Consider the following 14991-nt stretch of genomic DNA (forward strand, 5'->3'; position numbering starts at 1 on the left):
TGCACGACCCCTATATCACCAAATGCTCGAGGAACTGCTGAACCAGTGCTGGGGGGTGTTTGCGGTACGCCAGAGCGACGCAGCTAAGGCTGCCGGGGTCTGCCAAAGGCAGGAAATGAACGTTGGGCGGCGCAATGTCTTGCATCGATTCCGGCAAGAGGGCGATACCAAATCCCGCCTGGATCAGTTGCAGTTGCGTGGTTTTACGCGAAATTACCCGAGCTGCCTTGGGAAAGAAGCCTTGGCGCATGCACAACTCGGCAGAAAGGTAGCTTAGACCGCCTCGCTGGGGATGAGGGATGGAAATAAACGCTTCGTCGCGTAGCTGCGCCAGGTTGATCTTTCGCCCGGATTTGTCCCCGGCCAGCCAGTGATCGGGCGGGACTGCCACCAGCAAAGGTTCGTCGTACAGCGGGTCGATTTGCACCTCTTCACACTGACGCAGCACTGGCAGGCGCAATAGGCCGATGTCCAGTCGGCCGTCCGCCAACTCTTGCAGCTGCGCCTCGGAAGACAACTGAGCGATGTCCATGGACACGCCGGGATGATGTTCGAGATAACGGCCGACGCTGCGCAGCAGTCGGCCGCTCATGGGCACAGTGCTGGAATGGCTCAAACGTAAGGTGCCGTGCTGACCTTTGCCGATCCTGGTGGCCGTCTCGCTGGCTTTGATCAGCTCGCTCAACAGGTTTTTGGCGCGGGGTAAGAAAGCCTCACCCGCTGGAGTGAGTTGGGGCCGCCGCGCAGTACGTTCGAAAAGTGGGGTTTGCAGGTGGACTTCCATGTCCTTGATTTGCCGGCTCAGGGCCGATTGGGCGATGAACAGGCGCTCGGCTGCGGCGCCGAAGCTGCCGCATTCAGCGATTTCAACGAAGTAACGCAGTTGCCGGGTTGAAAGCACAAGGCATGCCTTTTTGAGATGGGTTAGTGGCTTTGATGATATTAGTCGCAACGCTCGGCGATGGCTAAAGTCAGCGAACTTAAAGTAGAGGAACGCTGCAATGAGCGTATTGACGTTGTTGAACCAATGGCCTTTCAGCGCCATGGACTGGCTGGTCATCGGCGCAGGCATCGCCCTGGCCTACATTGTGTTCGGCATCGCCGGGTTCGGTACGGCGTTGATCGCCGGGCCGATTCTGATTCTGTTCATGCCGCTGTCGAAGATCGTGCCGTTGCTGGTGTTGCTCGATTTTGTCGCGGCATTCGGCAATCTGTTGCCTTCGCGGCGGGATGTGGCAAAACAGGAGTTGTTGCGGCTGCTGCCGTGCATGGCGGTGGGCTGCACGCTGGGGGTGATTTTCCTGCTGAACCTCAAGTCCGATCTGTTGTTGCTGTTGATGGGGCTCTTTATCAGCGCCTATGCGATCTACAGCCTATGGGTCAAAACCCGCCCGACGCAATTGTCTGCCGTGTGGGCTCTGCCGATGGGCACGGTGGGCGGGATGTTTGGCGCGTTGTTTGGCAGCGGCGGCTTTCTCTATGCGATTTATCTGAACAGTCGGTTGCCGAAAGATGCGGCAAGGGCGACCCAGAGTGCGCTGATCAGTTGCAGCACGGTGGTCCGTTTGAGTCTGTTTGCTATTGCCGGGGTGTATGCCGATTTGCCGTTGCTGGTGCTGGCGGTGTGTTTGTTGCCGGCGATGGCGCTGGGGTTGTGGTTCGGGCGGCGCCTGACTATGCGGATGTCTCGCGAGGCGTTCGTGCGCCTGGTGACGTGGCTGGTGCTGGCCAGTGGGATTGCGTTGATCGGGCGCTATCTCAGCACCTGAAGATTCAACCTGTTGCAGGGGGCTTTTTGTGGGAGCGAGCTTGCTCGCGATAGCGGTCGAACAGACACATCAATGTTGAATGTGACCCCCTCATCGCGAGCAAGCTCGCTCCCACAGAAGAGCCCTCGCCGCAAGTTGTTCAGTCGTTGTACTGGCTCAACAATCGCTCCAGTCGTGCACTGAGGCGGCGTTTGATTTCGGTCTCGATGTGCGGGGCGAAATCGTCGATCACGTCTTGCATTATCAACTGCGCGGCAGCGCGCAGTTCGCTGTCCAGGTGCAACAGGTCATCCGGGTTCTTGCTGGCGGCAGGCGCCGGCGCAGCCGCGATGACCGGTTCAACGATCGGGGCGGGGGCTGTCGGTTCGACGGGCGGCGAAGGCTCGCTGACCGCGTCGAACAACATGGGAATCTGTTCCTGATCGCCTTCCTCGACCGTGTCGGTCAGCAGGGGCGGTTGCAGGTTGTCATCGCCGAGCAATTGGCGGATCGACTCAAGGTCGTCCAGCAGGTGCGCGGACTGTTGCAGCGGTTTTGGAGTGTCCATTGGAAGGCTCAGAGTCGCTGTAAACGGTGATCTTGCAGAGGATAGCCCTGTTCGCGGTAGAAACGGAAACTCTCCCGCGCGGCCTGGCGAATCGTCGGGTCCTCCACCACCACTTCCGCCACGCGGGCGAAACGCTGGGCGAAGGCTGGGACTTTCAGGTCGAGATTGACCAGCAAGTCCTGATGCTGACCGCAATCGTCACCCAGACCCAGGACAATCAGGCCATCCGGTTCGTTTTCGGCGGGGCCGTGGGGCACGAAGCTTTCACCCTTGAACGTCCAGAGGCGTGCGTCGAGATCGTTGCGTTGGGCGGCGTCGCTGCAATGCAGGTAGACACGGTGCCCCATGCGCCAGGCCTTTTCGGTGAGCTTGCAGGCGAAATCCAGGCGTGCCGAAGGATCGGCGCTGGGCAGGATATAGAAGTCGACTTTGGTCATTGCGGTTCCTGAGCCCTGGGGGGGGCACTGCCCGAAAGCAATGCCCCCCAGGGTCATTGGTTTCAGGCTTTGGCGCGGTCCAGCAGGTATTGGGTCAGCAAAGGAACCGGACGGCCAGTGGCGCCCTTGTCCTTGCCGCCGCTGGTCCAGGCGGTGCCGGCGATGTCCAGGTGCGCCCAGTTCAGGTTCTTGGTGAAGCGCGACAGGAAGCAGGCGGCGGTGATGGTGCCGGCTTTCGGGCCGCCAATGTTGGCGATGTCGGCGAACGGGCTGTCCAGCTGTTCCTGATACTCATCGAACAGCGGCAGTTGCCAGGCGCGGTCGTCGGCAGCCTTGCCGGCGCTCAGTAGTTGGCCGATCAGTTCGTCGTTGTTGCCCAGCAGGCCCGAGGTGTGGGAGCCCAGCGCAACGATGCAGGCGCCTGTCAGGGTGGCGATGTCGATCACGGCTTGTGGCTTGAAACGCTCGGAGTAGGTCAGGGCGTCGCACAGCACCAGGCGGCCTTCGGCGTCGGTGTTGAGGATTTCGACGGTCTGGCCGCTCATGGTAGTGACGATATCGCCAGGGCGCGAAGCGTTGCCGCTCGGCATGTTCTCGGCACAGGCCAGGATGCACACCAGGTTGATCGGCAGCTTCAGTTCCAGCACGGCACGCAGGGTGCCGAACACGCTGGCGGCACCGCCCATGTCGTACTTCATTTCATCCATGCCGGCGCCTGGCTTGAGGCTGATGCCGCCGGTGTCGAAGGTGATGCCTTTACCGACCAGCGCATACGGCTTCTCGGATTTCTTGCCGCCGTTGTATTGCATGACGATCAGGCGTGGCGGCTGGGCGCTGCCCTGGCCGACGGCGTAGAACGAACCCATGCCCAGCGCCTTGATCTTCTTCTCGTCGAGGACTTCGACTTTCAGATCCTTGAATTCCTTGCCAAGGTCTTTCGCCTGCTCACCGAGGAAAGTCGGGTGGCAGATGTTTGGCGGCAGGTTGCCCAGGTTGCGGGTGAAGGCCATGCCGTTGGCGATGGCAGTGGCGTGGGTCACGGCGCGCTGCACTTCGGCCTGGGCGGCCTTGATGGTCAGCAGGGTGATTTTCTTCAGGGAGCGGGGTTCGGCTTTCTGGCTCTTGAACTGCTCGAAGCTGTATTCGCCGTCCACCAGGGTTTCGGCCAGCAGGCGGGTCTTGCCATAGCTGTCGCGGCCTTTGACCACGATTTCGTCGAGGGCCAGTACCGCGTCGCTGCCGCCCAGGCCCTTCAGGGTGTTGAGGATGCCGGCGATGATCTTGCGGAACGGGCGGTCACCCAGTTCGTCGTCCTTGCCAACGCCCACCAGCAGCACGCGCTCGGCCTTGAGGTTCGGCAAGCTGTGCAGCAACAGGCTCTGGCCAACCTTGCCGGCCAGGTCGCCGCGCTTGAGCACTGCGCTGATCGCGCCGCCGCTCAGTTCGTCGAGTTGTTTGGCAACGGCACCGAGCTTGCGGCCTTCGCCGACGGAGACCACGAGAGTGGCGGTCTTCAACGTTTCCGGGTTGACGCTTTTTACAACCAGTTCCATGTCCGGGTCCCTGAATTGATGGTTATCACGCATGCACCCGACACCTTATGTGCGTCGATTGCTTATATAAAGAAAGGCGCCAGGATCGACCGGCGACAAAGGCCGCAGTTTGAACCTCGCTACCGGCGGCTGACAACCCTCGGTTGTACGATCTTCATGGAATTGACGGCCCTGTAGGAGCGAGCCCGCTCGCGAAGAACCCGAGACCACCGCGGGGCTTCAGGCTCCCCGCGCTATCATTGACGACCATCGTCGGAACGCCGCCCGGAACAAGCTCACCCCTACACCCTGCGCCCCAATGCATTGCGCAGTGACAGGCGCACCCAATCACAGGATAATGCGCCATCTTTTTTCGGCGGCTCTGTCTTGCGGGCTGTCCGATACGTTTGCTTGTTTGGCCGCCTTAGCCTGACAACCCTGGAGTGTCTGGTTTGATCGTCTTCCGTTATCTGTCCCGCGAAGTCCTGTTGACCTTGAGCGCCGTCAGCGCCGTGCTGCTGGTCATCATCATGAGCGGTCGCTTCATCAAATACCTCGCCCAGGCCGCCTCGGGCCTGCTGGATCCGGGCTCGCTGTTCCTGATCATGGGCTTTCGCATGCCGGGGTTCCTCCAGCTGATCCTGCCGCTGGGGCTGTTTCTCGGGATCCTGTTGTCCTACGGGCGGATGTACCTCGAAAGTGAAATGACCGTGCTCTCGGCCACCGGCATGAGCCAGCAGCGGCTGGTCTGGATGACGATGTTTCCGGCCACCCTGGTTGCACTTGTGGTGGCTTGGTTGAGCCTGAGCCTGGCGCCACAGGGAGCCAATCAGTTTCAGCTGCTGCTGAACAAGCAGGATGCCCTCACCGAATTCGATACCCTGGAGCCGGGGCGCTTCCAGTCCCTGCGTGACGGCACCCGGGTCACCTACACCGAGCGCATGTCGGATGATCGCGTGAACCTGGGTGGCGTGTTCATCTCGCAGAAGAACATCAGTTCCAACAACAAGGATCGCGGAATTTCTGTGCTGGTGGCGGAAAAGGGGCGTCAGGAAATTCGACCGGACGGCAACCGCTACCTGATCCTGGACAACGGCTATCGCTATGACGGCAGTCCGGGTCAGGCCGACTACCGGGCGATCAAGTACGACGAATACGGTGTGTTGCTGCCAAAGCCGGAAGTCAGCGACGAAGTCACCGACCGTGACGCGATGCCGACCAGTACGTTGATCGGCAGTGAAGACATTCGCATGCGTGCCGAATTGCAATGGCGCATCTCGCTGCCATTGCTGGTGTTCATCGTCACCTTGATGGCGGTGCCGCTGTCGCGGGTCAACCCGCGTCAGGGTCGATTCCTCAAATTGCTGCCGGCGATTCTTCTCTATATGGCTTACCTGACCATTCTGATTGCCGCCCGTGGTGCCCTTGATAAAGGCAAGATCCCCGCAGTGGTGGGCTTGTGGTGGGTGCACGGGATTTTCCTGGCCATTGGCCTGGGCCTGCTCTATTGGGAACCCTTGCGCTTGATGAGGGCGAGTCGCCGCAGCGCGCTGGAGGTGGCCCGTGGTTAAGCTGGATCGCTACATTGGTAGCAGCGTGTTCATGGCGATTCTGGCGGTGCTCGGGATCATTCTTGGTCTGGCGACGCTGTTTGCCTTCATCGACGAGATGAGTGAAGTCAGCGACACCTACACCCTGGTCGATGCGCTGAGTTATGTGTTGTTGACCGCGCCGCGCCGGATGTACGAAATGCTGCCGATGGCCGCGCTGATCGGTTGCCTGATCGGCCTGGGCACTCTGGCCAGCAACAGTGAATTGACGATCATGCGCGCCGCCGGTGTGTCGATCGGCCGGATCGTCTGGGCGGTCATGAAACCGATGCTGGTGTTGATGCTGGCGGGCTTGCTGATCGGCGAGTACGTCGCTCCGCCTGCTGAAACCGCCGCGCAGGCCAATCGCTCGCTGGCCCAGGGCAGCGGCGATGCACAAAGCGCCAAGCACGGTTTGTGGCACCGCCAGGGCGATGAGTTCATTCACGTCAACTCGGTGCAGCCTAACGGCATCCTGTACGGCGTGACCCGCTATCGTATCGACAGCGAACGGCACATGCTGTCGGCGAGTTTCGCCAAGCGTGCCGAGTTCGACACGGATCACTGGCAGTTGACGGACGTCACGACCACGGTGTTCCACGAGCGCAGCACTGAAGTGGTGTCGACCCCGGTCGAGCGTTGGAACGTGGCCTTGAGTCCGCAATTGCTGAGCACGGTGGTCATGGTGCCAGAGTCGCTGTCGATCAGCGGTCTGTGGGGTTATATCCACTACCTGGCGGACCAGGGGTTGAACAATAGCCGTTACTGGCTGGCATTTTGGGTCAAGGTGTTGCAACCGCTGGTGACTGCCGCCCTGGTGTTGATGGCGATTTCCTTCATCTTTGGTCCGCTGCGTTCGGTGACCCTGGGTCAACGGGTGTTCACCGGCGTGCTGGTGGGCTTCACATTCCGCATCGTTCAGGATTTGCTGGGCCCTTCGAGCCAGGTGTTCGGCTTCCCACCCTTGCTTTCGGTGCTGGTGCCGGCGGGTATTTGTGCCGTGGCCGGGCTCTGGCTGTTGCGCCGGGCCGGTTGATGGCGGGCCTTTTCCGAGCGCTTTGACGATCAAAAACGCCCTTGTCGCAAGACCGGGGCGTTTTTGTAGGTGCCGTCTGACCTGCGAACGTGACGCTTGTGCCGTGGATCAGGTACAATTCCCGGCTATTTTTCGGCGGGCTATGCCTGCAGCCTTTTTGAGTGTTGATCCGTGAGTGATTTGAGTCATATCCGCAATTTCTCCATCATCGCCCACATTGACCATGGCAAGTCGACGCTGGCCGATCGCTTCATCCAGATGTGTGGCGGCCTGGCCGAGCGCGAAATGGAAGCCCAGGTCCTGGACTCCATGGACCTCGAGCGCGAGCGCGGGATCACCATCAAGGCGCACAGCGTTACTCTGTATTACAAAGCCAAAGACGGTATCAATTACCAACTGAACTTCATTGACACCCCCGGCCACGTTGACTTCACCTACGAAGTCAGCCGTTCGCTGGCGGCCTGTGAAGGCGCGCTGCTGGTGGTCGACGCCGGTCAAGGCGTTGAAGCACAGTCGGTTGCCAACTGCTACACGGCGATCGAGCAGGGCCTGGAAGTGATGCCGGTGCTGAACAAGATCGACCTGCCGCAGGCCGATCCTGAGCGCGTCAAGGAAGAAATCGAAAAAATCATCGGCATCGATGCCACCGACGCGGTCACTTGCTCTGCCAAGACCGGTCTGGGCGTCGATGAAGTGCTCGAGCGCCTGGTGACCACCATTCCGGCGCCGACCGGCAACATCGAAGATCCGCTGCAAGCGTTGATCATCGACTCCTGGTTCGACAACTACCTGGGCGTTGTGTCCCTGGTGCGCGTGCGCCACGGCCGCGTGAAGAAGGGCGACAAGATCCTGGTCAAGTCCACCGGCAAGATCCACCTGGTGGACAGCGTCGGTGTCTTCAACCCGAAACACACCCCGACCGTTGACCTGAAGGCCGGCGAAGTGGGCTTCATCATCGCCAGCATCAAGGACATTCACGGTGCGCCAGTGGGCGATACCCTGACCTTGAGCTCGACGCCGGACGTCGACGTGCTGCCAGGCTTCAAGCGCATCCAGCCGCAGGTGTACGCCGGCCTGTTCCCGGTCAGCTCCGACGACTTCGAAGACTTCCGCGAGGCGCTGCAAAAGCTCACCCTCAACGATTCGTCGCTGCAATACACGCCGGAAAGCTCCGACGCCCTGGGCTTCGGCTTCCGTTGCGGCTTCCTCGGCATGCTGCACATGGAAATCATCCAGGAGCGCCTGGAGCGCGAGTACAACCTGGACCTGATCACCACGGCGCCGACGGTAATCTTCGAGCTGCTGCTCAAGACCGGCGAGACGATCTACGTCGATAACCCGTCGAAACTGCCGGACCTGTCTGCCATCGAAGACATGCGCGAGCCGATCGTGCGTGCCAATATTCTTGTGCCGCAAGAGCACTTGGGCAACGTCATTACCCTGTGCATCGAAAAACGCGGTGTACAGGTCGACATGCTGTTCCTCGGCTCTCAGGTACAAGTGACCTACGACTTGCCGATGAACGAAGTGGTGCTGGACTTCTTCGATCGCCTGAAATCCACCAGTCGCGGCTATGCTTCTCTGGACTACCATTTCGATCGTTACCAATCGGCCAGCCTGGTGAAACTGGACGTGCTGATCAACGGTGACAAGGTCGACGCCCTGGCGCTGATCGTGCATCGTGACAATTCGCACTACAAAGGTCGCCAGTTGACCGAGAAGATGAAGGATCTGATTCCGCGGCAGATGTTCGACGTGGCAATCCAGGCCGCCATTGGCGGGCAGATTGTGGCGCGGACAACCGTCAAGGCGCTCAGAAAGAACGTATTGGCCAAATGCTACGGTGGTGACGTCAGCCGTAAGAAAAAGCTGCTGGAAAAGCAAAAGGCCGGTAAGAAACGCATGAAGCAGGTCGGCAACGTGGAAATTCCACAGGAAGCCTTCCTTGCAGTGCTCAGGTTGGATAGTTAGGTCCTATGTCACTAAATTTCCCGCTGTTGCTGGTCATCGCCGTATTTGTCTGCGGCCTGTTGGCGTTGCTCGATCTGTTGATCCTGGCCCCGCGTCGGCGTGCCGCCATCGCTTCCTATCAGGGCAGCGTCAGCCAGCCTGACATGGTCGTGGTCGAGCAGTTGAACAAAGAGCCGCTGCTGGTCGAGTACGGCAAGTCGTTCTTCCCGGTGTTGTTCATCGTGCTGGTGCTGCGTTCGTTCCTGGTGGAACCGTTCCAGATTCCTTCCGGTTCGATGAAGCCAACCCTGGATGTCGGTGACTTCATCCTGGTGAGCAAGTTTTCCTACGGGATCCGCTTGCCGGTGATCGACAAGAAAGTCATCGAAGTCGGTGATCCGCAGCGCGGCGATGTGATGGTATTCCGCTACCCGAGCGATCCGAACGTCAACTACATCAAGCGTGTGGTTGGCTTGCCAGGTGACACGGTTCGCTACACCGCCGACAAGCGTCTGTTCGTCAACGGTCAATCGATTGCCGAGCAACTGGTCGGCTCCGAGCCGGGCACGCTGGGCAGCGCCGAGCTCTACAAGGAAAAACTCGGTGCCGCCGAGCACATGATCCGTAAAGAGATGAGTCGCTACCGCGCCATGCCGGACCATTCGTGGACCGTGCCGGCCGGGCACTACTTCATGATGGGCGACAACCGCGACAACTCGAACGACAGTCGCTACTGGGATGACCCAAGCATTCCCAAGGATCTGCTGGGCATGGTTCCCGACAAGAATATCGTCGGCAAGGCCTTCGCGGTCTGGATGAGCTGGCCGGAACCCAAACTCAGTCACCTGCCGAATTTCTCGCGGGTTGGCCTGATCAAGTAATCAAACACGGCGCTGTTGAACACAGCGCCGAATGCATTTCTGGAACCTGAAGAAGGTGACGGAAAAAAGCATGAAGCCAATGATATTCAGGACGTTATTTTTGAACACAGCGTTAATTGTCCCAAGCCTGCGCCGCCTCTCGGCGATGGCAGTGCAATCGAACCACGAACTCAGCGTGGGTAAACCGTGAGCGTCTCCTTAAGCCGTCTAGAGCGTCAGCTCGGCTACACCTTCAAGGATCAGGAACTGATGGTCCTGGCCCTGACCCACCGCAGTTTTGCCGGGCGTAACAACGAGCGCCTGGAATTCCTCGGTGACGCCATCCTCAACTTCGTCGCCGGCGAGGCGTTGTTCGAGCGTTTCCCGCTGGCCCGCGAAGGCCAGTTGTCGCGTTTGCGCGCACGCCTGGTGAAAGGTGAGACCCTGGCCGTACTGGCCCGTGGTTTCGATCTGGGCGAGTACCTGCGCCTGGGCTCGGGCGAGCTGAAAAGCGGCGGTTTCCGTCGCGAGTCGATTCTGGCCGATGCCCTGGAAGCGCTGATCGGTGCGATCTACCTCGATGCCGGCATGGAAGTGGCCCGCGAGCGTGTGCTCGCCTGGCTGGCCGGAGAGTTCGAAGGCCTGACGCTGGTCGACACCAACAAGGATCCAAAGACCCGCCTGCAAGAGTTCCTGCAGTCCCGTGGTTGTGAGCTGCCGCGTTACGAAGTGGTGGATATCCAGGGTGAGCCGCATTGCCGGACGTTCTTCGTCGAATGCGAAATCATCTTACTGAATGAAAAAAGCCGAGGTCAGGGTGTGAGCCGTCGTATTGCCGAACAGGTAGCGGCCGCCGCAGCACTGATTGCCCTGGGTGTGGAGAATGGCAATGACTGATACAAACGCAACGCGCTGTGGCTATGTTGCCATCGTCGGCCGTCCGAACGTGGGCAAGTCCACGCTGCTGAACCACATCCTGGGTCAGAAGCTGGCGATCACCTCGCGCAAGCCGCAAACCACCCGTCACAACATGCTCGGTATCAAGACCGAGGGCGACGTGCAGGCGATCTACGTCGACACCCCCGGTATGCACAAGGGGGGCGAGAAGGCCCTGAACCGCTACATGAACAAGACTGCTTCGGCGGCGTTGAAAGACGTCGACGTGGTGATCTTCGTGGTCGACCGCACCAAGTGGACCGAAGAAGACCAGATGGTGCTCGAGCGCGTCCAGTACGTGACCGGCCCGCTGATCGTGGCCCTGAACAAGACCGATCGCATCGAAGACAAGGCCGAGCTGATGCCGCACCTGAGCTGGTTGCAGGAGCAGCTGCCGAATGCGCAGATCATCCCGATTTCCGCACAGCACGGGCACAACCTCGATGCACTGGAGCGCGTGATTGCCGAGCACTTGCCGGAAAACGATCACTTCTTCCCGGAAGACCAGATCACCGACCGCAGCAGCCGCTTCCTCGCCGCGGAGCTTGTGCGCGAGAAAATCATGCGCCAGATGGGCGCCGAGCTGCCGTACCAGATCACCGTCGAGATCGAAGAGTTCAAGCAGCAGGGCAAGACCCTGCACATCCATGCCTTGATCCTCGTCGAGCGCGATGGCCAGAAGAAAATCATCATTGGCGACAAGGGCGAGCGCATCAAGCGAATCGGCACCGAAGCGCGCAAGGACATGGAGCTGCTGTTCGACTCCAAGATCATGCTCAACCTGTGGGTCAAGGTTAAGGGCGGCTGGTCCGATGACGAGCGTGCGCTGCGTTCGCTGGGTTATGGCGACCTGTAAGACTCGGTTCCTGATACACCAGAGAAACCCTGTGGGAGCGAGCTTGCTCGCGATGAGGAACTGAAATTCAACGTCAATGTTGACTGACAGACCGCAATCGCGAGCAAGCTCGCTCCCACATTGGTTTTGGGGTGTTTGTAAGATCGTGTTCCCATCTTGAGAATTCTGATTGCCATGTCCTCAACCCCGCCAATCGGCCAACCCGCCTACGTCCTGCACTCCCGCGCCTACCGTGAAAACAGTGCGCTGGTGGATTTCCTGACGCCGCAAGGCCGGCTGCGGGCAGTATTGCGCAGTGCGCGGGGCAAGGCCGGGACGCTGGCGCGGCCGTTCGTGCCATTGGAAGTCGAGTTCCGGGGCAAGGGTGAGCTGAAGAACGTCGGGCGCATGGAAAGTGCCGGTGTTTCCACCTGGCTCAATGGCGAGGCGCTGTTCAGCGGTCTTTACCTCAATGAATTGCTGATTCGCCTGTTGCCCGCTGAAGATCCGCTCCCCTCGGTGTTCGATCATTACGCCGCCACCTTGCTGGCCCTGGCCGAAGGTCGACCCCTGGAGCCCTTGCTGCGCTCCTTCGAATGGCGCTTGCTCGATGACCTCGGCTACGGATTCTCACTGACTACGGATATCCATGATGAGCCCATCGCACCGGACGGCCTCTACCGTTTGCAAGTGGATGCCGGGCTGGAGCGGGTCTACCTGCTGCAACCGGGTCTGTTCAACGGCACCGAACTGCTGGCCATGGCTGAGGCCGACTGGTCTGCCCCTGGCGCTCTGTCTGCCGCCAAGCGCTTGATGCGCCAGGCGTTGGCCGTTCACCTGGGCGGCCGTCCACTTGTCAGTCGCGAGCTGTTTCGCAAGCCCTGATCACACCGTATGCTGTGCACCGAACTTTCTCTTCTTCTGGAGCGCTTTCCGTGACCACCAGCACCCGTATTCTTCTTGGCGTGAACATCGACCACGTTGCCACCCTGCGTCAGGCCCGGGGCACCCGTTATCCGGACCCGGTCAAGGCAGCGCTGGACGCGGAAGAGGCGGGCGCTGACGGCATCACCGTGCACCTACGCGAAGACCGCCGGCACATTCAGGAACGCGACGTTCTGGTGCTCAAGGACGTGCTGCAAACCCGCATGAACTACGAAATGGGCATCACCGAAGAAATGATGCAGTTCGCCGAACGCATCCGCCCGGCGCACATTTGCCTGGTGCCGGAAACCCGTCAGGAACTGACTACCGAAGGCGGACTGGACGTGGCGGGGCAGGAAGCGCGGATCAAGGCGGCGGTCGAGCGCCTGTCGAAGATCGGCTCCGAAGTGTCGCTGTTCATCGACGCCGATGAGCGTCAGATCGAAGCCTCGCGCCGTGTTGGTGCCCCGGCCATCGAACTGCACACCGGGCGTTATGCCGATGCCGAGACACCGACCGAAGTCGCCGAAGAACTCAAGCGTGTCGCCGATGGCGTGGCCTTCGGCCTGGCCCAGGGGTTGATCGTCAATGCCGGGCATGGCCTGCATTATCACAACGTGGAAGCCGTGGCGGCGATCAAGGGCATCAACGAGCTGAACATCGGGCATGCGCTGGTGGCCCATGCGTTGTTCGTTGGCTTCAAGTCGGCTGTTTCGGAGATGAAGGCGCTGATTCTGGCGGCGGCTGCCAAGGCTTAAAAAACAACACAAAACCCTGTGGGAGCGAGCTTGCTCGCGATAGCGGTCTGACAGACACAATCGATGTGACTGAAAGGGCCTCATCGCGAGCAAGCTCGCTCCCACATTTGTTTGGTGGTGGCTGTCAGAGCGGCGCAGGCTCCTGCGCCGGCTTGCTCTTGTCGATCCCCGGCACAAGCAGTTTGCCCTCGGCGACCTGGTCGCCTTCAAGCTGCGGCTGGGTTACCCAGGTCAGGATGTCGTAGTAGCGACGGATGTTCGCCACGAAATGCACCGGTTCGCCGCCGCGGGCGTAGCCGTAACGGGTCTTGCTGTACCACTTCTTCTCGGACAGGCGCGGCAGGATCTTCTTCACGTCCAGCCATTTGTCCGGGTTCAATCCTTCCTTGGCCGCCAGTTTGCGTGCGTCGTCCAGATGACCGCTGCCGACGTTGTAGGCCGCCAGGGCAAACCAGGTGCGGTCCGGTTCCTGGATCGAGTCGTCGAGTTGGTCCTTCATGTAGGCCAGGTACTTGGCGCCACCCATGATGCTTTGTTTCGGATCGAGGCGGTTGGACACGCCCATGGCCTGCGCGGTGTTCTGGGTCAGCATCATCAGGCCGCGCACACCGGTCTTGGACGTGACGGTCGGTTGCCACAGCGATTCCTGATAGCCGATAGCCGCCAGCAGGCGCCAGTCGACTTTCTCCTTCTTGGCGTACGACTTGAAGTGCTGTTCGTACTTGGGCAGGCGTTGCTGCAAGTGTTGGGCAAAGGTGGTGGCGCCCATGTAGCCGAGCACGTCGACGTGCCCGTAGTAACGATCCTTGAGGCGTTGCAGGGTGCCGTTTTTCTTGACCTTGTCGAGGTAGTCGTTGATTTCGTTGAGCAGGCTGTTGTCGTCGCCCAGCCCTACGGCCCAGCTCTGGTTGCTGGCGTCACCGAGGTCGAAGGCGACCCGGATGTTGGTGAAGTACACCTGGTTCATCGCGACTTCGTTGGAGTCGACCAGCGTCAGGTCGATCTGGCCTTCGTCGACCATGCGCAGGAGATCGACGACCTCGACTGCGTCAGACTCTTCGTATTCGATGCCGGGAAATTTCTGTTTCAGCTGCGCCAGCTGTTCGGCGTGGGTGCTGCCCTTGAGCACCATGATCTTCTTGCCCACCAGGTCCTTGGCGTCGGTCGGCCGTGACTGGCCGTTGCGGTAGATGACCTGCGGGGTGACTTCCAGATAGGAGTGGGAGAAGCGCACCTGCTTCTTGCGTTCTTCGCTGCTGACCAGGCCGGCCGCTGCCAGCACCGGGCCGTTGGGCTTGCCGACCTGGTTGAACAGGTCATCGAGGTTGTCGGCGGTCTCGATCTTGAGCTCGACCCCCAGATCGTCGGCGAAGCGCTTCACCAGCTCGTATTCGAAGCCGGTTTCACCGTTGCGATCCTGAAAGTAGGTGGCGGGGCTGTTTCGGGTAACCACCCGCAGCACACCATCCTCCTTTACGCGCTCGAGCGTGTTGGGTTTATCAACACAGGCACCGAGCATCAGGAAGAGTCCGGTTGCGATCAGCCATTTGGCGTACCGCGGACGCAAAGCCATTGGGAAAAACATCTGCGCAGTATACGCAAAGGACCGCGGGCGCCATATCTCGACAGTGAAGGGGTTGTCTGCTAGCGATCACAAATCTGGCCGAAACCCCGCAGGAACGGGGCTTTTCTGCGTTTTGTTACAGTAAAAATAAGCTGTCGTCACACGCCCGGTTAACCTGACTTTCGGGGCAGAAACACAGATCGACACCCGAGTGCAACCGTGCGTAGCGTTTCGGGTGATGTCGCGGGCTGTTT

Annotated in this window: 14 protein-coding genes; 9 read left to right on the forward strand and 5 right to left on the reverse strand. The window is 60.1% G+C overall.

What is annotated here, in order from left to right; translation table 11 throughout:
* Positions 1-10: 10 nt before the first annotated feature.
* Entirely contained in the window at positions 11-901 is an 891-nt protein-coding gene (locus KW841_RS12295) for a LysR family transcriptional regulator (RefSeq protein ID WP_218477246.1), read from the reverse strand.
* A 100-nt stretch (positions 902-1001) separates the two neighbouring features.
* On the opposite strand from KW841_RS12295, the gene KW841_RS12300 reads away from it, so the two are divergent.
* Positions 1002-1769: a sulfite exporter TauE/SafE family protein gene (locus tag KW841_RS12300; protein WP_218476284.1), complete on the forward strand. Its 768-nt coding sequence runs from the start codon at positions 1002-1004 to the stop codon at positions 1767-1769.
* A 139-nt stretch (positions 1770-1908) separates the two neighbouring features.
* On the opposite strand, the gene KW841_RS12305 is transcribed toward KW841_RS12300, so the two are convergent.
* From KW841_RS12305 to KW841_RS12315, 3 genes are all read right to left on the reverse strand, one after another.
* Complete coding sequence (locus KW841_RS12305) at positions 1909-2316, reverse strand: DNA polymerase III subunit chi (RefSeq protein ID WP_102699111.1); 408 nt, start codon at positions 2314-2316, stop codon at positions 1909-1911.
* A gap of 8 nt (positions 2317-2324) precedes the next feature.
* Positions 2325-2753 (reverse strand): DNA polymerase III subunit chi, encoded by a 429-nt coding sequence (locus KW841_RS12310; protein WP_015093639.1) that lies wholly within the window; start codon positions 2751-2753, stop codon positions 2325-2327.
* A gap of 62 nt (positions 2754-2815) precedes the next feature.
* On the reverse strand, positions 2816-4306 hold the full coding sequence (locus KW841_RS12315) for a leucyl aminopeptidase (protein WP_218477248.1): 1491 nt from the start codon (positions 4304-4306) through the stop codon (positions 2816-2818).
* A gap of 431 nt (positions 4307-4737) precedes the next feature.
* Between KW841_RS12315 and lptF the strand changes: the two genes are divergently transcribed.
* The 8 genes from lptF (at position 4738) to pdxJ (ending at position 13173) form a co-directional block, all read left to right on the forward strand.
* Positions 4738-5856, forward strand: a complete 1119-nt coding sequence (lptF, locus tag KW841_RS12320; RefSeq protein WP_218476286.1) for an LPS export ABC transporter permease LptF — start codon at positions 4738-4740, stop codon at positions 5854-5856.
* Positions 5849-6910, forward strand: a complete 1062-nt coding sequence (lptG, locus tag KW841_RS12325; protein WP_218476288.1) for an LPS export ABC transporter permease LptG — start codon at positions 5849-5851, stop codon at positions 6908-6910. The genes lptF and lptG overlap by 8 nt, the downstream gene beginning before the upstream one ends.
* A 171-nt stretch (positions 6911-7081) precedes the next feature.
* Positions 7082-8881 (forward strand): translation elongation factor 4, encoded by a 1800-nt coding sequence (gene lepA, locus KW841_RS12330; protein ID WP_007973962.1) that lies wholly within the window; start codon positions 7082-7084, stop codon positions 8879-8881.
* A gap of 5 nt (positions 8882-8886) precedes the next feature.
* On the forward strand, positions 8887-9741 hold the full coding sequence (lepB, locus tag KW841_RS12335; protein WP_015093643.1) for a signal peptidase I: 855 nt from the start codon (positions 8887-8889) through the stop codon (positions 9739-9741).
* Positions 9742-9927: 186 nt separating this feature from the next.
* Positions 9928-10617: a ribonuclease III gene (gene rnc / locus KW841_RS12340; protein ID WP_007973960.1), complete on the forward strand. Its 690-nt coding sequence runs from the start codon at positions 9928-9930 to the stop codon at positions 10615-10617.
* A complete protein-coding gene (gene era / locus KW841_RS12345; protein WP_007973959.1) occupies positions 10610-11512 on the forward strand; it encodes a GTPase Era in 903 nt (300 codons plus the stop codon). The genes rnc and era overlap by 8 nt, the downstream gene beginning before the upstream one ends.
* Before the next feature lie 174 nt (positions 11513-11686).
* On the forward strand, positions 11687-12376 hold the full coding sequence (gene recO / locus KW841_RS12350; RefSeq protein ID WP_218476290.1) for a DNA repair protein RecO: 690 nt from the start codon (positions 11687-11689) through the stop codon (positions 12374-12376).
* Positions 12377-12426: 50 nt separating this feature from the next.
* On the forward strand, positions 12427-13173 hold the full coding sequence (gene pdxJ / locus KW841_RS12355; protein ID WP_218476292.1) for a pyridoxine 5'-phosphate synthase: 747 nt from the start codon (positions 12427-12429) through the stop codon (positions 13171-13173).
* A 124-nt stretch (positions 13174-13297) separates the two neighbouring features.
* Here the strand turns inward: pdxJ and mltF are convergent, their stop codons facing one another.
* Entirely contained in the window at positions 13298-14758 is a 1461-nt protein-coding gene (mltF, locus tag KW841_RS12360; RefSeq protein ID WP_218476294.1) for a membrane-bound lytic murein transglycosylase MltF, read from the reverse strand.
* Positions 14759-14991: the final 233 nt, after the last annotated feature.

The organism is Pseudomonas sp. PDM28 (genome assembly GCF_019219115.1).
In the GTDB taxonomy this organism is placed as follows: domain Bacteria; phylum Pseudomonadota; class Gammaproteobacteria; order Pseudomonadales; family Pseudomonadaceae; genus Aquipseudomonas; species Aquipseudomonas laurylsulfatiphila.